This window comes from Streptomyces sp. HSW2009 (genome assembly GCF_040240285.1).
Taxonomy (GTDB): domain Bacteria; phylum Actinomycetota; class Actinomycetes; order Streptomycetales; family Streptomycetaceae; genus Streptomyces.
On the sequence record NZ_JBEHZD010000065.1, the window covers coordinates 1 to 21,922 of the forward strand.

General features: G+C 75.3%; 17 protein-coding genes and 1 pseudogene. 10 read left to right on the top strand and 8 right to left on the bottom strand.

The features are described 5' to 3' along the window. The first annotated feature begins 578 nt into the window (after positions 1-578). Positions 579-1,859 (top strand): GNAT family N-acetyltransferase, encoded by a 1,281-nt coding sequence (locus tag AAHZ94_RS08030; RefSeq protein ID WP_349991709.1) that lies wholly within the window; start codon positions 579-581, stop codon positions 1,857-1,859. A 55-nt stretch (positions 1,860-1,914) separates the two neighbouring features. Here the strand turns inward: AAHZ94_RS08030 and AAHZ94_RS08035 are convergent, their stop codons facing one another. Then, positions 1,915-2,523 (bottom strand): helix-turn-helix domain-containing protein, encoded by a 609-nt coding sequence (locus tag AAHZ94_RS08035; RefSeq protein ID WP_502964602.1) that lies wholly within the window; start codon positions 2,521-2,523, stop codon positions 1,915-1,917. Between the two features lie 115 nt (positions 2,524-2,638). On the opposite strand from AAHZ94_RS08035, the gene def reads away from it, so the two are divergent. The 5 genes from def to AAHZ94_RS08060 all read left to right on the top strand — a co-directional run bounded on the left by def (position 2,639) and on the right by AAHZ94_RS08060 (position 7,021). After that, entirely contained in the window at positions 2,639-3,298 is a 660-nt protein-coding gene (gene def, locus AAHZ94_RS08040; RefSeq protein WP_349991711.1) for a peptide deformylase, read from the top strand. A gap of 648 nt (positions 3,299-3,946) precedes the next feature. Further along, positions 3,947-4,318 carry a hypothetical protein gene (locus tag AAHZ94_RS08045; protein ID WP_349991713.1) on the top strand — a complete coding sequence of 124 codons (372 nt, stop codon included), beginning with the start codon at positions 3,947-3,949 and terminating at the stop codon, positions 4,316-4,318. 280 nt (positions 4,319-4,598) lie between these two features. Continuing rightward, positions 4,599-5,696 carry an S-(hydroxymethyl)mycothiol dehydrogenase gene (locus tag AAHZ94_RS08050; protein WP_349991715.1) on the top strand — a complete coding sequence of 366 codons (1,098 nt, stop codon included), beginning with the start codon at positions 4,599-4,601 and terminating at the stop codon, positions 5,694-5,696. After that, positions 5,693-6,367, top strand: coding sequence for an MBL fold metallo-hydrolase (locus tag AAHZ94_RS08055; protein ID WP_349991716.1), 675 nt, complete (start codon positions 5,693-5,695; stop codon positions 6,365-6,367). Before AAHZ94_RS08050 ends, AAHZ94_RS08055 begins: the two co-directional genes overlap by 4 nt. 234 nt (positions 6,368-6,601) lie before the next feature. After that, the gene (locus AAHZ94_RS08060) at positions 6,602-7,021 is read left to right on the top strand and encodes a hypothetical protein (RefSeq protein ID WP_349991718.1); all 420 of its coding nucleotides are present in this window, start codon (positions 6,602-6,604) and stop codon (positions 7,019-7,021) included. Positions 7,022-7,301: 280 nt separating this feature from the next. Here the strand turns inward: AAHZ94_RS08060 and AAHZ94_RS08065 are convergent, their stop codons facing one another. The 4 genes from AAHZ94_RS08065 to AAHZ94_RS08080 form a co-directional block, all read right to left on the bottom strand. Further along, positions 7,302-9,407 carry a right-handed parallel beta-helix repeat-containing protein gene (locus tag AAHZ94_RS08065; protein WP_349991720.1) on the bottom strand — a complete coding sequence of 702 codons (2,106 nt, stop codon included), beginning with the start codon at positions 9,405-9,407 and terminating at the stop codon, positions 7,302-7,304. 422 nt (positions 9,408-9,829) lie between these two features. After that, positions 9,830-10,528, bottom strand: a complete 699-nt coding sequence (locus AAHZ94_RS08070; RefSeq protein ID WP_349991722.1) for a response regulator — start codon at positions 10,526-10,528, stop codon at positions 9,830-9,832. Between the two features lie 243 nt (positions 10,529-10,771). Next, on the bottom strand, positions 10,772-12,223 hold the full coding sequence (locus AAHZ94_RS08075; protein WP_349991724.1) for a sensor histidine kinase: 1,452 nt from the start codon (positions 12,221-12,223) through the stop codon (positions 10,772-10,774). Positions 12,224-12,571: 348 nt separating this feature from the next. Further along, positions 12,572-12,958 carry an ArsR/SmtB family transcription factor gene (locus tag AAHZ94_RS08080; protein ID WP_349991726.1) on the bottom strand — a complete coding sequence of 129 codons (387 nt, stop codon included), beginning with the start codon at positions 12,956-12,958 and terminating at the stop codon, positions 12,572-12,574. A gap of 542 nt (positions 12,959-13,500) precedes the next feature. On the opposite strand from AAHZ94_RS08080, the gene AAHZ94_RS08085 reads away from it, so the two are divergent. Together AAHZ94_RS08085 and AAHZ94_RS08090 are read left to right on the top strand one after the other, a co-directional pair. Next, positions 13,501-14,823 carry an MFS transporter gene (locus tag AAHZ94_RS08085; RefSeq protein ID WP_349991739.1) on the top strand — a complete coding sequence of 441 codons (1,323 nt, stop codon included), beginning with the start codon at positions 13,501-13,503 and terminating at the stop codon, positions 14,821-14,823. Positions 14,824-15,234: 411 nt separating this feature from the next. Next, positions 15,235-15,732 carry a hypothetical protein gene (locus tag AAHZ94_RS08090; RefSeq protein WP_349991728.1) on the top strand — a complete coding sequence of 166 codons (498 nt, stop codon included), beginning with the start codon at positions 15,235-15,237 and terminating at the stop codon, positions 15,730-15,732. A gap of 79 nt (positions 15,733-15,811) precedes the next feature. Here the strand turns inward: AAHZ94_RS08090 and AAHZ94_RS08095 are convergent, their stop codons facing one another. After that, positions 15,812-16,486, bottom strand: coding sequence for a pentapeptide repeat-containing protein (locus AAHZ94_RS08095; RefSeq protein ID WP_349991730.1), 675 nt, complete (start codon positions 16,484-16,486; stop codon positions 15,812-15,814). A gap of 436 nt (positions 16,487-16,922) precedes the next feature. Between AAHZ94_RS08095 and AAHZ94_RS08100 the strand changes: the two genes are divergently transcribed. Further along, the gene (locus AAHZ94_RS08100) at positions 16,923-17,909 is read left to right on the top strand and encodes a zinc-binding dehydrogenase (RefSeq protein WP_349991732.1); all 987 of its coding nucleotides are present in this window, start codon (positions 16,923-16,925) and stop codon (positions 17,907-17,909) included. 78 nt (positions 17,910-17,987) lie between these two features. Here the strand turns inward: AAHZ94_RS08100 and AAHZ94_RS08105 are convergent, their stop codons facing one another. Further along, a complete protein-coding gene (locus AAHZ94_RS08105; RefSeq protein WP_349991734.1) occupies positions 17,988-19,307 on the bottom strand; it encodes an adenosylmethionine--8-amino-7-oxononanoate transaminase in 1,320 nt (439 codons plus the stop codon). Then, positions 19,300-20,613: a biotin synthase BioB gene (bioB, locus tag AAHZ94_RS08110; protein WP_349991735.1), complete on the bottom strand. Its 1,314-nt coding sequence runs from the start codon at positions 20,611-20,613 to the stop codon at positions 19,300-19,302. Before bioB ends, AAHZ94_RS08105 begins: the two co-directional genes overlap by 8 nt. Before the next feature lie 146 nt (positions 20,614-20,759). Here bioB and AAHZ94_RS08115 point away from each other — a divergent pair. Beyond that, positions 20,760-21,922: pseudogene (locus AAHZ94_RS08115) on the top strand (aminotransferase class I/II-fold pyridoxal phosphate-dependent enzyme); the annotation flags it as partial.

A 21,922-nucleotide genomic window follows, 5' to 3' on the forward strand; every position in this document is an offset into this window, starting at 1 on the left:
CCCCCCCACCCCCGCTCCGCGCCCGCCCGGGGGGCCGGGTGTGGTTTATACCCGCCCGCCCCGGCCCCGCCCGCGGCCCCCTCCCCTCCCCATGGGTGCACACCCGTGGGCGGGAGGGGGCCGCGTGCGTCGTACGGCAGCACGGCGCGCCCGCGCGGGGACGCGGGTGATGCGCGCGGGACAGCCGTGCGCGGGGCCCCGCGCCCGGCGGCCCCCCCCCCCCGCCCCCGCGCCCCCCGCCCCCCCCCCCGCCCCGCCGCCCCCCCCCCCCCCCCCCCCCCGGGGCCCCCCCCGGGGGGGGGGGGGGGGCGGGGGGCGCCGCCCCCCCCCCCGGCGGCCCCGCGCGGGGGGGGGGGGGGGGCGCGGGGGACCGCGGGGCGCGGGGCCCCTCGCACGGCGGCGCCCGCCCCGTCCCCCGTCGCCCTCGGCCGGCCGCCTCTCCCGTCGCACACCACCCCCGGCCGACCCCTTTCCCCGTCACACACCGCCCCGGCCGGACCCCGCCGGGCACCGCCACACACCGTCCCACCAGCAAAAACTCCTGGACCACGGACACCGCGGATGCCATAGTGCCCGCCATGAACGACTCCCCCGCAGCCGCCCGGCCGACGAACCCGCCCACCGCGGAAGACCCCGCTCCGCCCCGTACGTTGCCCGGCGGGCTGGTGCTGCGTACGGCGGGGCCGGCGGATCTGGAGCAGATCGGGGAGTTGCTCGCCCGGCGCGGGGACGCGGTGGACGCGCTCGATCACCGGCTGGTCGTGGAGGACCCCGAGGCCGGTTGGGCGTCCTGTGCGGTGGTCGTGGACGGGGACCGGGTGGTTTCCACGGCGACCCTGTTGGACGAGGTCGTCCGCATCGGTGACGTCCACCTGCCGGCCGGGCAGGTCGAGCTGGTCGCCACCGACCGTGCCTATGAGGGGCGCGGCCTGGTGCGGGCCCTGATGGAGTGGGCGCACGAGCGCTCCGCGGCCCGCGGGCACGTCGTCCAGGTCATGATCGGCATCCCGTACTTCTACCGGCTCTTCGGCTACGAGTACGCCATCGACATCCCGCCCGCGCGCACCGTGCGCACCCCGCCGCCGGGCGCCGTCCACGGCGGACCCGTACTGCGCGCCGCGCTGCCGGCCGACGTGCCCGCGCTGGCCGACCTCCAGGCAGCGGCGCAGGGCGGGTTCGACGTGGCGATCGGGCACCCCGCGGCCCGCTGGCGCTGGCTGCTCGGCCACGAGGCGAGCAGCCTGTGGGTGGTGGAGCGGGACGGCGCCGTCGTCGCCTCGGGGCGGATCACGCCGCCCGACGCGGGCGGGGTGCTGGTCGCGGAGGCGAGCGCGGTGGACGCGGCGGCGGCCCACGCGCTGCTGCGCGGCGTCGCGGCCCGCCGGCCCGGCGCGGAGATCAGCGTGGTGCCCCGGGCCGGTACGGGGCCGGCCGATGCCGGGCAGGAGTGGGTGGACGCGACGCCGCAGGGGCGCGCCGAGCAGTACTACGTGCGGATTCCGGACCCGGCCGCGCTGCTTGACCGGCTCCGCCCGCTGCTGGAGCGGCGGTTGGCCGCGGCCGGCATCGACCGCCCCGACCGGGCCGTCGTCATCTCCACCTTCGGCGCCCACTACCGGCTGCCGGTCACGGCCGACGGCCTCGGCCCGGTCGTCACCGGCGGCACGATGCAGAGCCCGGGCGCCGTGCGCGGCGCGGCGGTCGCCCCCGACCAACTGCCGGCGCTGCTCTTCGGCCCGCACGGCCTGGCGGGCCTGACCAAGCTCCGCCCCGACGTCTACGCCGGCGACCGCACCCTGTTCGACGCGCTGTTCCCGCCGCGGCGGGCCGACGTGCTGAGCTACTACCTGCCGTACTAGACGGCTCACGGCCCTGCCGTACGGGGCCGGCCCCCGTGCGGCTCGGGCGTCCCGTTCACTCCCGTCGTGCCGGGCCCTGGCCGGTCGTGGCGCTCAGGGGGAAGAGCCTGGCCAGGGCGGCGACCGGGGCGGTGCCTTCGGGGCGGGCGGCCGGGGCGCGGTCGCGGTAGTCGGCGAGCAGGCCGCGGATCGCGGTGGCGAGGTCGGTCAGCTCCGCCGGGGTCAGGTGCAGCACGGCGCTGAAGGACTCGTCCCGCTGCCATGCGGCCGGCGCCAGGTCCCGGTGGGCCAGCCACTGCTGGTAGCTCTCGTCTTCGAGTCCGCGGGCCAGCGCCGTGAACGCGTCCTGGCCCGCCGCCCCCTGGCCCGCGGGGGCGGGCCCGTCGGCCGACGCCCAGCGCAGCCGCCACGGGCGGGCCCGGCCGCCGTGGTGCGGGGCCTCCTCGATCAGCCCGTACCGGGCGAGTTGCCGCAGGTGGAAGGAGCACAGGCCGGAGCTGTGGCCGAGCCGGGCCGCGGCCTCGGTGGAGGTGAGCGTGCCGACCTCGGCCAGCAGATCGAGCAGCGCGACGCGGACGGGATGGTCCGGCAGCGGCTGGTGGGGGCGGCCCGGCAGGGCGGGGGAGGCGTGTGGGGCGGTGGGGTGCCGGTGTTCAGTGCTCACTTTGCAAAGAGTGCTACTTTGCAAAGGACTTGGCAACCACGACCCGTCACCCGGCCAGGCCTCCGCGGTCCGGCGGCTCGGGTGGGCGCGGGGACCGAAAGGGTGGGGAAGGCGCATGGCAGCGGGGTTCGATGACGCGGCGCAGGACCGTCGGGTACGGGTGCAGGGCGAGCCCGTGGCGTCCTTCCCGGCGCTGCCGCCCGCGGCGGTACGGGGCTCCGCGCGGCGGATCACCGAGGTCGGCGAGCCCGTACTGCACCGGCGGTGCCGGGAGGTGACGGAGTTCGGCACGCCGGAGCTCGCCGCACTGGTGGACGACATGTTCGCGACCAACGCGGTGGCCAGGGGCGCCGGGCTCGCGGCCAACCAGGTGGGCGTGGACCTCCAGTTGTTCATCTGGGACATCACGGACGACTGGGGCGTACGGCACGTCGGGCACATCGCCAACCCGGTCCTGGACGAGGTGCCGGCCGCCGACCGACGGCTGGTGGAGGAGTCCGAGGGCTGCCTCTCGGTGCCGGGCCCGTACCGGATGGTGCCGCGGCTGGACCTGGCCACCGTGCGGGGCCTGGACCAGGACGGCCGGCCACTGGTCATCGAGGGCCGCGGCTACTTCGCCCGCTGCCTCCAGCACGAGACCGACCACCTGCACGGCCGGCTCTACCTGGACCGGCTCGGCCAGCGGGACCGGAAGACCGCACTGCGCGAGATGGAGCGCAGCAGGGACGAGGTGCTGGCCCGCCGCGCGGCCACGGCCGAGCGTCTCGGGAAGTAGCGGTGGTGCGGGTGAGGGGGCGCGGACCCTCGGCCCGGCGACGCCTCGCCCGTGCCACCGGCGCCCCGCCTCCCCTCACCTCCGCCGCCTTCGCCCCACGCCACCTCAGCCGTGCCGCCTGCACCCGCGCCCCACACCCCGCACCCCGCTGAAACCGTGCACCCACCCGCACCTCACTGAACCGCGCACCCACACCCACACCCACATCCGCACCCAGCCCCACGCCCGGGCCCCGCCCAGCCCCACGCCGCCCCGCGCGCCCACCCCCACCCCATCTGTCGCGCATGCGCCCGGCCCCCACCTGCACCCGTACCCGTGCCGACCCCGTCCCGCGGGCTCCCCGTTCGACTCGCGGGCTCCCCCGTTCGACCCGTGTGCCTCGCCGTACGCCCCCCGTACGCCCCCGACGCCCGTCCCCCCGTGCCGTGGCCTGATGGGGGCGGTCCGGTGCGCGGTCGTGCAACCGCTCCCACCGGTGGCGTTCGGCGCCGGTCGGGCCGAAGCGGGCACACACACGACGTCGGGCCCCCTGGTGGCGGGCGCCACCCAGTGCAAGAGTGGCGGCGCTCATAGTCACCGCGCTGACCTGAGCCTGGGCCAGTGCCCTGAGGTGCGCGGACGTCCCCACCCGAGAAGGGAACACGGCAGGTGAGCCAGGAACGCGAGTGGAATCAGGGCGTGGCGGCCCTGTTGCGGTACACCGCGTGGCAGCACCCGAAGCGGTACGTAGGCCCGCACGGCGACTCGTGCTACGTGGCCAGTGACAATCTGGACAGCCCGCTCTCGCACCTGATGCAGAGCATGGAAGACGGGGCGCTCGACCATGTGGCGTCGGTCACCGAGCACGCCCGGGCGACGCTGCGCGGCACGCCGTCCACCGACCAACTCCGCGGCGCCCTCAGCGAACTCGTGCAGTGCTCCGACCGGGCGTTGCGGATCGCCGCCTGTCGCGGCGAACGGCTGACCGCGGACGCCAAGGAGCACCCCACCGACGACGAGGACGACACGCCGGCGCCCTGACCTGGCCCACTGACCTGGCGCCCCGCCCCGCCCTGCCCCGTACCGCCGCCGCGCCCGCCCCGCTCCCCTGCCGCCGGGCCCGCCTCCTCCCCCGGCTCCCCTCGCGCCCCCCCTCTCCCCACCCCCGTCCCGTACCTCGGCCCCCACCTGCGGTTATCCGGTCGGGGTCGAGGGTTCGCCGCGCCGGTTGGACGGTGGCGGCGTGGCGCAGGAGAGTGGAGGCCGCGCGGTGCGCGGGGGTGGAACCGCGGGGCGCGAAACGGAGAGGAAGGTAGCTCGCATGGCACAACAGGTGCGGGGCGTGGTGGCCCCGGGCAAGGGCCAGCCGGTTCGGGTGGAGACCATCGTGGTGCCCGACCCGGGCCCCGGCGAGGCGGTCGTACGGGTCCAGGCGTGCGGCGTGTGCCACACGGACCTGCACTACCGCGAGGGCGGCATCAACGACGACTTCCCGTTCCTGCTCGGGCACGAGGCGGCGGGCGTCGTGGAGTCGGTGGGCGCCGGGGTGAGCGAGGTGGCGCCGGGCGACTTCGTCATCCTCAACTGGCGCGCGGTGTGCGGCCAGTGTCGGGCGTGCCGGCGAGGCCGCCCGTGGTACTGCTTCGCCACCCACAACGCGACCCAGAAGATGACCATCGCCGAGGGCCCGGCGGCCGGCACGGAGCTGACGCCGGCGCTCGGCATCGGGGCGTTCGCCGAGAAGACGCTGGTCGCCGCCGGCCAGTGCACCAAGGTGGACCCGGCGGCCTCGCCGGCCGCCGCCGGGCTGCTCGGCTGCGGCGTGATGGCCGGCCTCGGCGCCTCCCTGAACACCGGCAACGTGGGCCGCGGCGACTCGGTCGCCGTCATCGGCTGCGGCGGCGTGGGCATCGCGGCGGTCGCCGGCGCGCAGTTGGCCGGCGCCAGCAAGATCATCGCGGTGGACCTGGACGACCGGAAGCTGACCCAGGCGCGCGGTCTGGGCGCCACGCACACCGTCAACGGCCGTACCGCCGACGTGGTCGAAGCCGTGCGCGAACTGACCGGCGGCAACGGCGCCGACGTCGTCATCGAGGCGGTCGGCCGCCCCGAGACGTACCGGCAGGCGTTCTACGCACGCGACCTGGCCGGCACCGTCGTCCTGGTGGGCGTGCCGACGCCGGAGATGAAGCTGGAGCTGCCGCTGCTCGACGTGTTCGGCCGCGGCGGCGCGCTGAAGTCGTCCTGGTACGGCGACTGCCTGCCGTCCCGCGACTTCCCGATGCTGATCGACCTGTACTTGCAGGGCCGGCTCGACCTGGACGCGTTCGTCAGCGAGACGATCGCGCTGGACGACATCGAGGAGGCGTTCGCCAAGATGCACCGCGGCGACGTGCTGCGTTCGGTGGTGGAGCTGTGAGCAACGGCGCGCGCCTGGACCACCTCGTCACCTCGGGCACGTTCTCGTTGGACGGCGGCGTGTGGGAGGTGGACAACAACGTCTGGCTGGTCGGCGACGACCACGAGGCGTACGTCATCGACGCCGCGCACGACGCCGCGGCGATCCTGGCCGCGGTCGGCGACCGGCGGCTGCTCGGCATCCTGTGCACGCACGGCCACGACGACCACGTCGACGCGGCCCCCGAGGTCGCCGACGCGACCGGGGCGCCGATCCTGCTGCACCGGGACGACGAGGTGCTGTGGCGGATGCGGCACCCGGACCGGGCCCCGGACGGGCAGCTCGCCGACGGCGACGTGTTCACCGGCGGCGGCACCGAGCTGCGGGTGCTGCACACGCCGGGCCACTCGCCGGGTGCGGTGTGCCTGTACGCGCCGACGCTGACTGCCGGGGCACCGGGCGCGGACGGGGCACCCGGGGCGGGGACGGTGTTCTCGGGCGACACCCTGTTCCAGGGCGGGCCCGGGGCCACCGGCCGGTCGTACTCCTCGTTCCCGACGATCATCGACTCGATCCGGGACCGGCTGCTCACGCTGCCGCCGGAGACGGTGGTCCGCACCGGACACGGCGCCACCACCACGATCGGCGCCGAGGCGCCGCACCTGGCGGAGTGGATCGCCCGCGGGCACTGAGGCGTTGCACGCTGCGCATCGGACACTGCGTACCGTCGCGGGCCGGCGCTCGGGTTCTCCCGGGGCCGGCCCGCGCGCCTGTCGTTCTCGGTCGCACTCGATCTCGTGGAGAAAAATTAGAAAAAATCAGGACATAGCCGAACCCTTCGACCGGAGTGCCGCGTCCTCGCTTATGTAGTCCCGACTCTCGCTCCCGGCGCAGACCGGGGGCGACGACGCAAGGAGATGAGTGACATGGCAGCAACGACGCGCCGCGCTCGCGCAACCGCCGTGGCCCTGGCCCTCGGCGTAGCCGCGGGTGGTGCCGCGCTCGGCCTGGGCACGGCCTCCGCCCAGGCGGCCGACACCGCCCGGGCCGCGGCCCCGGCCAAGCCGTACGTCACGGTCGATACGGGCAGTAGCGCAGAGCTCTTCATCCGCCACTACCCGAGCACCGACTCCACGATCCGGGGCTCCCTGCACAACGGGGACCAGCGGGGCGTGGACTGTAAGGTGCGGGCGCAGAACATCGCCGGCGACACCGTCTGGTACAAGCTCCGCGGCAAGGAGCAGTGGGTCAGCGGCAAGTGGGCCAAGCCCACCGGCACGGTCAAGTACTGCAACGAGGTCTACCCGAGCGACCACCGCGTCGCCGCCACCAACGGGGTGGGCTAACCCGCCCCGGGCCCGATAGGGAACCCGGCGCGGGCCAGCGGCCCCGGCACCGCGCGCGGGTCAGCGGACCGGTCGCCCGCGGGCGCCGGCGAACCGACCGAACGCCCCGCCGGACGCGGAAGTTCCAGTGTCCGACGGGGCGTTCGGCTGCCCGCGGCCGGGCCCCCCGCCCGCGGCCGGGGGCGACGGTCCGCCACGGGTCGGCGACCGACCCCGCGTCAGCGGACCCTGTTCGACAGCACCAGCCCCCCGCCTCCCCCGCTCAGCGGTTGGCCCCCGCTCAGCGGGTCGTCAGCAGCGACCTCCACTCGGCCGTCAGACCGGCCCCCGCCTCGATCGCCGCACAGGTCGTGTTCGCCCGGCAGGCGCGCTCCGGGTCGGTCGCCGACAGCTTGGTGTTGCCGGAGATCTCGACCTCCTTGGCCTCGCCCCACCACACGACCTGGGTGTCGTCCCAGAAGTTGCCGGTGAAGCGCACCCGGCGGGGCGCCACGCCGCCCAGCGAGCGCTGGTTCTGGTAGACGACGTTGCGGGTGACGGTGATGTGGTCGCCGCCGTCGTCGGTGTAGATCGCGTACGGCGGGTACTCGGGCTGGCCGGCGGCCGGGTTGGTCACCCCGTGCACCACGTTCCCCGCCACCCGCGCGCCGTCCGCGAACGAGGGGCCCTGCGGGCCGTTGGAGTAGATCCCGCCGCCGTCGATGAGCGCCGTGTTGGTGCGGAAGACGCGGTTGTCGAGCACCTGGGTGCCGCGCGCGGTGGTGGCGTCGCCGCCCGCGTTGAGGAACGCGATCCCCGAGTACGGAACGTCGTTGACCTGGTTGTGCGCGACCAAGGCGCCCTTCGGCTGGTCGAGCAGGATGCCCCAGGAGCCCCGGTAGTCCAGGCCCACGTGGTGCACCCAGTTGTTCTCCACCCGGGTGCCGCGCGCACCGGCCGGCTCCGCGCCGCCCGGCTCGATGTGGATGCCGCCGGCCGACACGTCGTCGATCACGTTGCCGCGTACGGTGCTGTCGTACGTGCCCTCCGTCAGCGCCAGCGCCTGCGTGCCGAGGCGGGTGAACCGGCTGCCCTCGACGGTGACGCCGGCCGCGCCGCGGAAGGTGACGCCGCCCGGAACGGTCCGCACCTCCTGCTCGACGGGGTCGTCGCCCACGTAGTACCAGTCGCCGATGACGTGCGGGAAGCCCTCGGGCCGGTCCGGGCCGAGCCAGGTGGTGTGGCTGAAGGTCAGCCCGCGCAACGACACGTCACGCAGCGGCTGTTGGGCCGTGCCCGTACCGTCGACCAGCCGCTCAAGGACCGGCGCGACGACGTCGCTGGGCGCCCCGCGCTCGCCGGTGCGCGGCAGGTAGGAGAGCACGTGGTGGCCGGGGTTCGACCGGTCCAGGTACCAACTGCCCGGCTTCCGCAGGAAGCTGGCGCTGTTCTCCACGCCGGTGGGGTCGATCATCCCGGGCCCCTCCTCGGAGATCGAGTCGTAGAGCTCGGTCGCCCGCCGGAAGCACGGCTGGTCCATGGTGATGGTGGTCCGCCGGGCGTCGCCCGCGATGCCCGCGACGCCGCACCTGCCCTCGGAGTACGCGGTGTCGAAGGTGTACACGAACTCCACGTCCTGCGGGCGCTGCCAGGACTGCGGGGCCGTGCTGTCGGTGACGTAGCCGGTCGCGGTCCGGGTCACCTTGCCGGGCAGCCCGGCACCGAGCGCGGCCCGCGCGGCGCGCTTGCCGCCCACGAACAACTGCCGCGTCTCCAGGTCCCCCACGTCCGCCCGCCACACCCCGCCGGCCGCCGAACGCCAGCCGGTGACCGACCGGCCGCCGCTGAGCGTGACCTGTTCCCGGTCGGCGCCGCCGTAGCCGTACGCCTGGTAGACCACCCGGTGCCCGTCCCGGCCCCCGTCGCCCGCCGCGCCGGAGAGGGTCAGCGGCCGGTCGAGTCGGTACGTCCCGGCCCGCAGGTTCACCACGACGTCCGAGGCCATCCGCCCGGTCAGGGCCCGCACCGCCTGCTGTGCCCGCGCCGGCGTGGCGAACGGCTTGGCAAGGCTGCCGGGCCAGGAGTCGTCACCCCAGGGCGCGACGTAGAGCTGGGTGGCGTCGCGGGGTGTGGGTGTGCCGGGTGTCGTGGGGGTGGTGGGTGTGGTCGCGGTGGGGGTGGTGGGTGTGGAGTTCGTGGGGGCGGCCTGGGTTGCGGCGGCCGGGGTGATGGCCAGCGGCACGGCCAGGGCCAGCGCCCCGACCCACCGGCGGGACCGGCCGGCGCGGGCCTGCCGGCCGCCCGGGTTCTCGGCCGCGTCAGCCGTACGGGCGGGGGGGGAGTACGGGGCCGGGCCCGGGCCCGTGGCCGAGCCGGTGCCCGGGGCGGGCGGGGGGATCTGCGGCATGCTCATGTCCTCCTGGGGGAACGTCGGGCTGACCGCCGGCCGCCTCGTACGCCGCACGCGACACGGTGTTTCGGCACGTCACGGCCGTGTCATGGGGGTGGAGCGAGGCGTGGGGCCGGAGTCCGGGGCGGCGTTCGGCGGTCGATGACGACGCTATGCAAGGGGCGGCGGGCGGGGCGGCGGGCGCAGGGCGGGGAGCCCTCTTCGACCGCCGGTCAAGCCCAACCGCCCGCCCTACGACCCGAGTCGAAGATCGCCCACCGCAACCTCCTCCTCACGGATGAGGCGAACCGATGCTGAACGCCCCGGTGGGGTGGGGTGGGGAGGGTGCGTGGGGGTGGCCGGGTGGCCGGGGAGTGATGAGGCGTCTGCGGTACGGGCCCGGGGGCGAGGCGTCCTGTCGTACGGGGCCAGGGGCGGGGTCAGCTCTGGCGCGGTCTGACCAGCCCGAGGTCGTACGCGAGGACGACCGCCTGGACCCGGTCCCGCAGCTTCAACTTCCGTAGGACGGCGGAGACATGGGCCTTGACGGTCGCCTCGGTGAGCCCGAGCCGGTCGGCGATCTCGGCGTTGTTGAGGGCGAGCGCGATCAGCCGCAGCACCTCGTACTCGCGCTGGGTGAGCGCCGCGACCTCGTCCGGCGTGGTCTCCGACGGCGCGGGCAGCACCTGGACGAACCGGTCGAGCAGCCGCCGCGTCACGGTCGGCGCAAGCAGTGCGTCGCCGCCGGCGACCACCCGGATGCCCTCCACCAGTTCGGCCGGCCGCACGTCCTTGAGCATGAACGCACAGGCCCCGGCGCGCAGCGCGGCGAACACCGCGTCGTCCACGTCGTACGTGGTGAGCACGATGATCCGGGCCGGATTGCCGGACGCCACGATCCGCTCGATGGCCGCGATGCCGTCGACGTGCGGCATCCGTACGTCCATCAGGATCACGTCGGGGCGCAGCCCGGCGGCCAGCACCGCGGCCTCTTCTCCGTCGGCGGCCTCGCCCACCACCTTCAGGTCGGGCTTGCCGTCGATGATCATGCGGAACCCGCTCCGGACCAGGGCCTGGTCATCGGCGAGGAGGACCTTGATGGGGCCCGGTGCGGAGCCGTCGGGCGGGGTCGCGGTCATGGGCATCAGGGTAGGCGGCGGCCGGCGGACCGACCGCGTCCGGGCGGTACGGAGGTGTCGTTTCGGCTTGGTGTTGTTTCGGGTTGGTGTTGTTTCGGGTTGGTGTTGTTTCGGGTTGGCGTGGCTTCGGGTTGGAGTGGCTTCGGCTGGGTGTCATGGGGTGGGTTCGCGCCGCGGGGGCGGGGTGGGTCCGGCTCGCGGGGGCAGGGTGGCTTCGGTTCCGTTGCGGCGGGTGCGCCCGCGTCAGCGCCCCGTGTCCAACGGCAGCCGTGCCCAGACGCGGAAGCCGCCTTCCGGGAGCGGCCCTGCCTCCAGGGTGCCGCCGAGCATCGTGGCCCGCTCACGCATGCCGACCAGCCCGAAGCCGCTGCCGGGCGAGGTACGGGGCAGAGGTTGGGGCTGGCGCTGGGGGGCGGGGGCACTTTTGCTACCGGTGGGGGCGGTTTCGGTGGGGCGCGGCGCGTCTGGCCCCGGGCGCGTGGGCGCGGCGCCGGCGGGTGGGGCGTTGAGCGGCGACGTGTCGAGGGGGGAGGCGCCGGCCGGCGCGGTGTCGACGGGTGCGGCGCCTGCGGACGAGGCGCTGGTGGGCGAGGCGCCAAGGGAGGGGGCGCCGGTGGGCGGGGCGGGGCGGGTGGGTTGTGTGGTGCGGCCGTCGTCGCGTACCTCCAACTCCAGCGTGCCGGCGGTGGTCCGCACGGTCACCACCACCTCGCTGGCGCCGGAGTGGCGCAACGTGTTGGTCAGCGCCTCCTGCACGATCCGGTACGCGGACAGTTCCACGCCGGCGGGCAGCGGCCGGCCCCGGCCCGGCGCCCCCGGAGCGGCAGCCGCACCACCCGCGCCGCCCACCGCACCCGCATCACCCGCATCACCCGCGGCGTCCTCCCGGCGCAGGGTCACCCGCAGACCGGCGGCGCGTAGCGGCTCGGCGAGTTCGGCCAACCGGTCGAGGCCGGGCTGTGGGCGGCGGGGCTCCTCGGCCTCGCCCGGGCGGACGGCAGCCAGCAGCCGGCGCAGCTCGCCGAGGGCGATCCGGCCCGCGGACTCGATCGACTGCAAGGCCGCGCGCGCCTGGTCGGGCCGGTCGTCGAAGACGTCGTCGGCCGCTGCCGCCTGGACGACGATGACCGACACGCTGTGCGCGATCACATCGTGCAACTCCCGGGCGATACGGGCTTGTTCCTCGCCGATGGCGCGCCGGGTGGCCTCCGCGATGGCCGCCCTGCGGTGCCGTACCGCCTCGCCCAGCGCCCACGGCACGACGGCGACGGCCATGGCGAACTGGGCGTCGGCGCTGGGCCCGGTACGGAAGTTGAGCGCGGTGACGCCGAGCAGACCCGCGAGCCCGCACAACGAGATCAGCGGCGGCCGGGCGGCGGCCAGCGAACCGACGGCGATCAACCCCGCGTACGGGAAGACCCCTTCCGGCGCGACCAGGTGCACCACCACGCCGCCGAGCAGCGCCACCGCCATCACCTGCACGGGGTACGAGCGCCGCCACCACAGCGCCCCGCCCTGTGCGAAGCCGGCGAGCAGCCACAGCGGCGCGAGCGGCCACGCGCCGTCGAAGCTCGCCGCCATCAACGTGGTCAGAAAGCAGCCGAGGAGCAGCGGCAACACCAGGTCGATGAGGCGCCGGGGCCAGCCGTTGCGCACCCCGAGCACCCGCCGCACGCGGACCCGCGCCCGCGCCATCACCCCCACCGCCGGCCCCGGGCCCGTACCCGTATCCGCGCCAGCCCTCGTACCTGCACCCGTACCAGACACCACCGGATTATGACCCGGGACGGGTACGCGGCGGCACGGGTACGCGGCGGGCCGCCGGCCGGGGCCGGGCTCGCGTGGGTCGGGGCGGCGCCGGGCCCGGGGGGGGGCCGGGGCCGGGGGGGGGGGGGGGCCGGGGGCGCCGCGGGCGGGCCGGGGGGGGGGGCGGGCGGCGGGGGCGGGGGGGGGGGGCCGGCGGCGCCCGGGGGCGGGGGGGGGCCCCGGCCGGGGGCCGGGCCCGCGGGGGGCCCCCCCCCCCGGGCCCGGGCGGCGGCCCGGTCAGGGCTGGTCGGGGTGCCAGGCGGCGACGAGGGCGAGCAGGCCGGGGAAGCGGGCGTCGAGGTCGGCGACCCGGACGTGGCTGCGCCGCTCCAGGCCGTACTGGCGCTGGCGGGTGACGCCCGCCTCGCGCAGCGCCTTGAAGTGGTGGGTGAGGGTGGACTTCGGGCGGTCGAGGCCGAGCCAGCTACACGGGTGGTCGAACTGCTCCGACTCCAGCAGCAACTTGCGGACGATCGTCAGCCGCAGCGGGTCGCTCAACGCCCCGAGCACCACTTCGAGGCGCAGGTCGGCGACGTCCGGTTCGGGCAGCCTCGGCGGGAGGTCAGCCGGCTCCGGCAGCAGCGCGAAGACCGGCCGCACGGCATCGGCCGCCGGCTCCGACACCTCCGGTGCCCGGGACGCCCCTGACGTTCCCGGCGTTCCCGACGCTCCTGGCGTCTTGGGTGGTCCTGACGTTGCGGATGGTCCTGGCGTTGCGGATGGTCCTGACGCCTTCGACGTTCGCGACGACATGGGCCCCACTCCCCTCTCGCCCCCGGCACGGCATGGCACGGCAGACGCGGTGCGACGCAGCACACGAACTTTCAGTACGAGTTGAATCGTACTGCATGCTAAGTTCGAATCAACTCGTACTGACTGCGGTGGAGGGATCAGTCGTGCCCAAATCAGTCATGCCCGAAAGGGACTCGGAGGCGGTACTGCCGGACCGCGGACCGGGGCTGGGCCCACGGCACGGATCGACGCCCCGACCGGGGCCCGACTCCGGGCCCGACGCCGGACGCGGACCGGACGTCGCCCCGCGGCGCGGCTCAGGACCCAGGTCAGGACTCGGCCCAGGCCGCGGGCCAGGAGTCGGATCGCGCCTCGGGGCAGGAGTCGGATCGGGCGCCGCGTCGGGTGACGGCCCGGGGCGCGGGGAGGCGCCGCTGTGGTGGGTGTGGTTGGCCACGTGGCCCGTCGTCGCCGTGTTCGTCCTCTCCAACGCGGCCACCCCGCTCTATCTGATCTGGCAGCGTGACCTGGGCTTTTCCCGGGGCACGCTCACCGTGGTGTTCGCCTGCTACATCGTCGGGCTGCTGAGTTCGCTGCTCGTTTGCGGCGTCGCGTCCGACCGGTGGGGCCGCAAGCCCGTCCTGCTGCCGGCGCTGGGGCTGGCGTTCGTCGGCTGCGTCCTCTTCGCGACCGCCGGCAGCGTGGCCGCACTGGTCGCCGGCCGGCTGCTGACCGGCATCGCCGTCGGCGCCGCGGTCTCCGCGGGCATGGCCGCCGTCACCGACGTGGCCGGGCCAAGCCGCAAGCGGACCGGCGCGCTCTTGGCCTCCTGCGCCATGGTCTTCGGCGCCGGCCTCGGCCCCCTCCTGGCCGGCGTCGTGTCCGAGACCCTGCCCGGACCGACGGTCACCGTCTTCCTGGTGGAAATGGTCCTGCTGGCCTCGGCCGCCGTCACGGTCTGGCGCATGCCGCTGCGGCACCCGTCCGCGCGACCCGTACCGCCCGGCGCGGCGGCAACCGCGGCTGCGGGTGCGGCGGCAACCGCGGCGACGAACACCGCGGCCGGCGCGCCGAAGAACGCGGCGCCCGGTGCGACGAAGGGCACGCCGAAGAGCGCGGCGGCAGGCACCCCGCAGCGGGCGCCGGTGGGCTCGTGGGTGCGGGTGCCGCGCGTACCGCGCGGTCGGGGGCGCCAACTGGGCCTCGGCATAGCGGTGTTCGCACCCGGCCTGGCCGCCACCTCCTTCGTGCTGTCGCTCGGCCCCTCGCTCCTGTCCGACCTGCTCGACTCCGACAGCCGGGTGCTCGCCGGCGCGATGGCCTTCGTGATGTTCCTCGCCTCGACCGCGGTGCAGTTCGGCGTGCAGCGGCTACCCCGCCGTACGATCCTGGCCACCGGGGCGGCCAGCACCCTGCTCGGCATGGGCGCGCTGGTCGCCGCGGTGCACACCTCGGCCGTACCGGTCCTGGTCGCCGCCGCGCTGCTGGCCGGTGCCGGCCAGGGGATGGGGCAGCTCGGCGGCCTCTCGCTGCTCAACGCGAGCGTGCCGCCGGAGCGGCTGGCCGAGGCGAACGCCGCCCTGAACGTCGGCGGGTACGCCCCCGCCGGCCTGCTCGCGGTCTCCGTCGGCTTCCTCGGCGACGGCGTCGGCCTCACCAACGCGGTCACCCTCTTCGCCACCGCCCTCGCCGCGTGCGCCGTGGCCGCCGCCACGATCGTCCTCACCAGCGACCGGAGCGCCATGGAACTCGCGTGAGCGATGCCGCGGAGACCGCGGCGCGGTGGGGCGGCAGGGCGGCACGGCCGCGGGCGCAGCGGCATCGCGGCGGCGTCGGCATCGCGAGGCCCGGCGCGCGGACGGGGTCACGGGACGCCGGCGGGGCGGCGAGATCACGGAGCACTGACGCGAGCGATTGCGGTCTTGCCGCGCCCGCGGCGGCACACCGCGTACGGCGCGGCGAGCCACCCCGCGGGACCAGCCGAACACGTGCAACCAGAAGGCCGCCGCCCCGCCGGATCAGCCGCCCCGCCGGGGGGACGGACGACGCCGCCTCGGGGCCCGACCCCCGGGGGCGAACCAGGGGCCATCCCCGGGCCCACCCGCGCAGCCCCACACAGAACCGCAGCGGGTCCGTGGTCGCGGCCCCGCCGTGACACCATCGGCCGTGTGATCGACCTCGGCTACTCCCTCTCCCCCCGCTTCCCGGACCCGCCGCAGACGGACTACCGGACCGCTGACGTGCACGCGCTGCGGCACGACCTGTTCTGCGGCGACGTCTATCTGGCCGACACCAAGGCCGACCGGGAGGTGTCCACAGCCTGGGGGTGGGTGCCCGTCCTGGACTTCGCCTGGGCGCTGTGCGACATCGTGGAGCAGCTCGACACCGATCCGCGCGGCAACCGGTCGGCCACCCCGATCCACGCCGAACTCGACTTCACCGAGTCCAGCGACTGCATGCTCTTCGAGCGCCGGTTCGGCTGGGTGGACGTCACCGCCGACTGGGTACCGCTCGAAGAGCCGCCGCTGACGTTCAACCACCGGGCCCTGCGCCGGGAGGCCCGCGACTTCCTGCACGACCTGGTCGCCGACCTCGCCGACCTGCACGAGGGCCTGGCCGACAACCCCGCGGTCTGGGACCTCCAGGCCCGCTTCCCGCGCGTCTGACCCGTCCGCCGCGACACCCCGCCGCACCCGCTCCCCCCCCCACTCCCCCCTCGGCCTCATCTCGTCCCCGCCCGCACCCTCAGCCCCCGCCCTCCCCCTCCATCTCGCTCCGCTCGACGCGGATGCCCAGTTGGGCGGCGAACGCCGGGGCCAGGTCCAGGAGTTGGGACGGACTGATGACCGCGCCGGAGAGGGCGTCGAAGCCGCGGGCGACGTCGAGTTCGGCCACGTCCCGCAGGTCGACGTCGGCCAGCCGGGCCGCGGTGAAGTCCACCCGGCGCACAGTGCAGCCGGCGAAGGAGACCCGCTCCAGCTTCGCGCCGCCGAAGTCCGCCTCGACCAGCATGCAGTCCTCGAAGGTGACGTCCTTGAGCGTGGCCCGGCGCAGATTCAGGTAGTCGATCTTGCCGCCGCGCACCACCACCCGCTCCCACGCCCCGCCGTGCGCCTGCGCCCCGCCGAGCCGGGCGTCCGTCAGCTCCACGTCCCGCAGCCCGGCGCCCGACAGGTCCGTACCCACGCCGTGCACCCCGTCCAGGACGCTGTCGATGAACCGGGCGTTGCCGAGCACCGCCTCGTCCAGCGCACAGCGGCGCAGCGCGCAATCCAGGAAGCGGGCGCCGGACCCGTCCTGGTCCCGCAGGTCGAGATCGGCGAACTCCACCCCGTCGTAGTCCCCTTCGACCTCAAGGCCGCCCGCCCCGTACGGCACCAGGGGCGGCAGCGACAGCGCCGACCGCCGCGGCGGACGCACCCCACCCCGCCCGGCACTCCCCGCACTCCCTCCACGCCCCGCACCAGCACGGCCCGACCGGCCCGCGCGGCCACCGGTTCGCCGCTGCTCCCGCTCCGCCACCCGTACCGCCTCCGTCTCTGCCGTCACCCGCACCGATCGCGCGGTCACGCCGCGCCGCCCCACACCGCACCCGCCCACCGGCCCCGCCCGCCGACCCTGCGGGGTCCCGACCGTCCCCATCGTGAACCATGGGTCTGACAATGCCCCTGAAGGCCGGCGAACCTCCAGGTCAACGGGCCACCGCCGGCACCGGGGCCGCGTCGCGGCCGATCGCGGCCACCCGCCCCCGACACTCCCGATCTCCCACACCCCTTGACTTCAACAATGGTTGAAGTTAGACGCTCGTCGCAGGACGCGGCCCCACGGGCCCCCACCGACACCGACGGAGATCCCCATGCACGCCATTCGTCTGCACGCCTTCGGACCGGCCGAGAACCTCACGTACGAGCAGACCGCGGACCCGCGGCCCGGGCCCGGCGAGGTGCGGATCAAGGTGGCGGCGGCCGGCGTGCACGTCATCGACACCTACTTCCGGGCCGGCTCCGACGAACTCCCCTACGCGCTGCCCGAACTGCCCACCGTCCCCGGGCGCGAGGTCGCCGGCACCATCGACGAGCTGGGCGAAGGCGTGGGCGACGAGTGGCTGGGGCGCCGGGTGGTGGCGCACCTGGGGATGGCGCCCGGCGGATACGCCGAACTCGCCGTGGTGGACGTCGAGAAGGTGCACGTGCTCCCGGACGGGCTGACCGACGCACAGGCCGTGGCCATGGTCGGCACCGGCCGCACCACCGTGGGCATCCTGCTCTTCGCCGAACTCACCGCCGATGACCTGGTGATCGTCACCGGGGCCGCCGGCGGCATCGGCTCACTGCTCGTGCAGTACGCGCGCTCGGTCGGCGCCACCGTGGTGGGCCTGGCCGGCGGCCCGACCAAGGTCGCCCGGGTCACCGCACTCGGCGCCGACACGGCCGTCGACTACGAGTCCGCCGGCTGGGTCGAGCAGGTCGGGCGGGCCGTCGGCGACCGGCGGGCCACCGTCGTCTTCGACGCCGTGGCCGGCGCGCAGGGGCTGGCCGCCGTCGACCTGCTCGGCCCCGGCGGCCGGCACCTGGTGTACGGCTGGATCGGCGGCCCGCTCCAGTTCACCGACGCCGAGCTTGAGCGCCGCGGCATCACCTCGCAGCAGGTCATCGGCAAGCCGCTGCTGGACCGGATCGGCGGCCCCGCGGGGATGCGGAAGCTGGAGGAGGACGCGCTGGCGCTGGCCGCGTCCGGCACGGTGGTCCCGCCGGTGCACCCGTTCCCGCTGGCGGACGCGGCTGCCGCGCACCGGGCGATCGAGACCCGCGGCACGATCGGCAAGGTCGTCCTCGTCCCGTGAGCCCGGGGTGGGCCCGCCCCCCCCGCCCACACCCCGGGCGGGGCGCCGCCGCCCCCCCCCCCCCCCCACCGGAGCGGGTCAGCTCTCGCTGGCGCGGGCGGCGGCGACGATCGCCGACGTGATGCGGGCCAGGTCCTCGTCGCCGGTGATGTACGGCGGCATCGTGTAGATGAGGTCGCGGAACGGGCGCAGCCACACGCCGTTGCGGATCGCCGCCCGCGAGGCCGCCGCCATCCGTGTCTCGTCCAGCGGGCGCTCCAACTGGACCGCGCCGATCGCGCCGAGCACCCGCACCGACGCCACGCCCGGCAGCGAGGCCGCGGCGCTGAGCCCGTCCCGCAGCCCCGCCTCGATCCGCTTCACCTCGCCCTGCCAGTCGTAGGAAAGCAGCAGGTCGATGTTGGCGCAGGCGACGGCGGTGGCCAGCGGGTTGCCCATGAAGGTGGGGCCGTGGGCCAGGACCGGCAACTCGCCCTCGGATATGCCGCGCGCCACCTCGCTGGTGCACAGGGCGGCGGCCAGGGTGAGGTAGCCGCTGGTGATCGCCTTGCCCACGCACAGCACGTCGGGGGCGACATCGGCGTGCTCGGCCGCGAACAGTGCGCCGGTGCGGCCGAAGCCGGTGGCGATCTCGTCGAAGACCAGCAGCACCCCGTGCTCGTCACAGGCCCGCCGCAGCGCCCGCAGATAGCCGGGCGAGTGGAAGCGCATGCCGCCCGCGTTCTGCACCACGGGCTCCACGATGACCGCCGCCAACTCGTCCGCGTGCCGGGCGATCAGCTCGCCCAACTCCCGTACGTACGCCGCGTCGGGCTCGGCGTCGAAGCCGGCGGGCGGCTGCTCGGCGAAGACCTGCTGTTGCAGGACCCCCTGCCACATGCTGTGCATCCCGCCGTCCGGGTCGCACACCGACATCGGCTGCCAGGTGTCGCCGTGGTAGCCGCCGCGCCAGGTCAACAGCCGCTGCTTGGCCGGCTTGCCGACCGAGCGCCAGTACTGGAGGCACATCTTGATGGCGACCTCGACCGATACCGAACCGGAGTCGGCCAGGAAGACGTGCTGGAGCGGTTCGGGCGTGATCTCCACCAGCTTGGTCGCCAGCCGGATGGCCGGCTCGTGGGTCAGCCCGCCGAACATCACATGGCTCATCCGCCCCAGTTGGGCGTGGGCGGCCTCGTTCAGCACCGGGTGGTTGTAGCCGTGGATGGCCGACCACCACGAGGACATCCCGTCGACCAACTCGCTGACCCCGTCGACCGGTTCCGCGAGCCGCAGCCTGACCCCGGCCGCCGACTCCACCAGGAGCGGGGGCTGGCGGCCCGGCATCGGACCGTACGGGTGCCACACGTGCTGCCGGTCGAGCTCAAGCAGCCGTGCGGGGCTCATCGGCTCAGGCATTGGGCGGCAGGTCCGTGCCCGCGCCGCGGCGGCGCACCGCGACCAGATCGGGGCGCGAGGGGCCGGCGGCGCCCGTGCCGCCGGCCGCTCCTTCCGCTGCGGCGACGGCCGCGGCAGCGGGCTCGGCCACCGGTCCAGTCGCTGATTCCGTCGCTGATTCAGTCGTTGGTACGGCCGCCGCTTCGGCCGGTGCGGCACCCTCGCCGCACGGCCCGCAGCCACCGCCGGTGTGCCCCCCGCAACCACCGGCGCTCGCCCCGGCATCGGCGTGCGAGCCGCACCCCGCGGCGGCCAGCGCGTCGGCCCGGTGCTGCGGGAGCGTGGTCGTCCCCGCGCCCTCCACCTCGAACCCGGCGTCGGCGATCATCGCCAGGTCGTCCTTGCCCGCCTGGCCCTCACTGGTCAGGTAGTCGCCGAGGAAGATGGAGTTGACCAGGTGCAGGGCGAGCGGCTGCATCGTCCGCAGGTGCACCTCGCGCCCGCCGGCCAGCCTGACCTCCACATCGGGGCAGACGAACCGCACCATCGCCAGGATGCGCAGGCAGCGCTGCGGGGTGAGGTTCCACTCCTTGGCCAGCGGCGTGCCCTCGAACGGGATGAGGAAGTTGACCGGCACCGAGTCCGGGTCGAGCTCGCGCAGCGAGAAGACCACGTCCACCAGGTCGGCGTCGCTCTCACCCATGCCGGCGATCAGCCCGGAACAGGCCGAGAGCCCCGCCCCCTGCGCCTGCTGCACGGTCTCCACCCGGTCCGCATAGGTGTGCGTGGAGGTGATCGCGCCGTACGTCGCCTCGGAGGTGTTCAAGTTGTGGTTGTACGCGTCGGCACCGGCCGCCCGCAGCCGCTCCGCCTGCCCGTTCGAGAGCAACCCGAGGCAGGCACAGACCTCGACGTCCTCGTTCTGCTCCTTGATGGCGGCGATGGTCTGGGACACCCGGTCCACGTCCCGGTCGGTGGGGCCGCGGCCACTGGCGACCAGACACACCCGCTTGGCGCCGCCGGCCACCCCGGCCGCCGCGGCCTGCGACGCCTCATCGGGCTTGAGCCAGGTGTACTTGAGGATCTCGGCCTTCGACCCGAGCCGCTGCGAGCAGTACGAGCAGTCCTCGGGGCACAGCCCCGACTTGAGGTTGACCAGGTAGTTGAGCTTCACCCGGCGCCCGAACCAGGCACGGCGCACCCGACCGGCCGCGGCCACCACGTCCAGTAGTTCGTCATCGGAGGTGGTCAGTACGGCCAGCGCCTCGTCCCGGGTCGGCAGCTCGCGCCGCAACCCCTTGTCCACCAGCGTCTTCAGCAGATCCATGGCGCTGATCCTGTCTCATGGCACCGCCCGCGTCCAAGGAGGGAACGCACAACGACGTCGGTTGGAGGTGTGTGGATCACCACACCCTGCCTTCGGGCACGGCCGGATACGTTCTTTGCTAACCCCACAGAACCCAGGGATGGCCCATGCCTGAACACGTCCGCCCCACCGCAGCCGGAGGCGCCGCGTTCGACTGGCTCGACGCGCAGCGCGCGGAGCGCGAGCGAGCCGGTCTCGTACGCACCCTGCGCCCGCGCCCGGCGGCCTCACCCCTGCTCGACCTGGCCAGCAACGACTACCTCGGCCTGGCCCGACACCCGCAGGTCACCGCGGCGGCGGCGGACGCGGCCCCGGGGGGGGGGGGGCGGGGGCCCCCGGGGGGGGGGGGGGGCGGCCCCCGCCCCCCCCGCCGCCGCGGGGGGGGGGGGGGGGGGGCGCGCGCCGGGGGGGGGGCGCGGGCTCCACCGGGTCGCGGCTGGTCACCGGGACGACCGAGCTGCACGCCGAACTGGAGGCGGAGTTGGCCGCCTTCTGCGGATTCGAGGCGGCCCTGGTGTTTTCGTCCGGTTATGCGGCCAACCTTGCGGCCGTCACCGCGCTCACCTCCCGTGCCTCGCTCATCGTCTCCGACTCCGACAACCACGCCTCGCTCATCGACGGCTGCCGGCTCTCCCGGTCCGACACCCGCATCGCCCCGCACGCCGACGCGGAGGCGGTCGACAAACTCCTGGACCAGGAGCCGGGCGCCCACGCGTCGAAGCTGGTCGTCACCGACGCGCTGTTCTCCGTCGACGGGGACGCCGCGCCGCTGCCCGCACTCGCCGCCGTCTGCCGCAGCCGCGGGGCGGGCCTGCTCATCGACGACGCGCACGGCCTCGGCGTCATAGGCCCGGCCGGGCAGGGCTCCCCGCACACCGCGGGCCTGGCCGGCGCGCCCGACGTGGTCGCCACCGTCACCCTCTCCAAGTCGCTCGGCGCCCAGGGCGGTGCGGTGCTCGGCCCGGCCCGCGTCATCGAACACCTCGTCAACGCGGCCCGTACCTTCATCTTCGACACCGGGCTCAACCCGGCCGCCGCCGGCGCCGCACTGGCCGCCCTGCGGCTGCTGCGCGCCGAGCCCGAGCGCGCCGAGCGGGTCCGCGCCGTGGCCCGCGCGCTGCATACGGGCCTGGCGGCGGAAGGGCTCGCGGCGGTGCGACCGGACGCCGCCGTGGTCGGGGCGGGCGGGCGCGCGGGCGCGCCCGGGCGGGGCGCGGGGGCGGGGGAGAAGAGAAAAGGGGCGGCCCCGGCGCGGCGCCGGGGGGGGGGG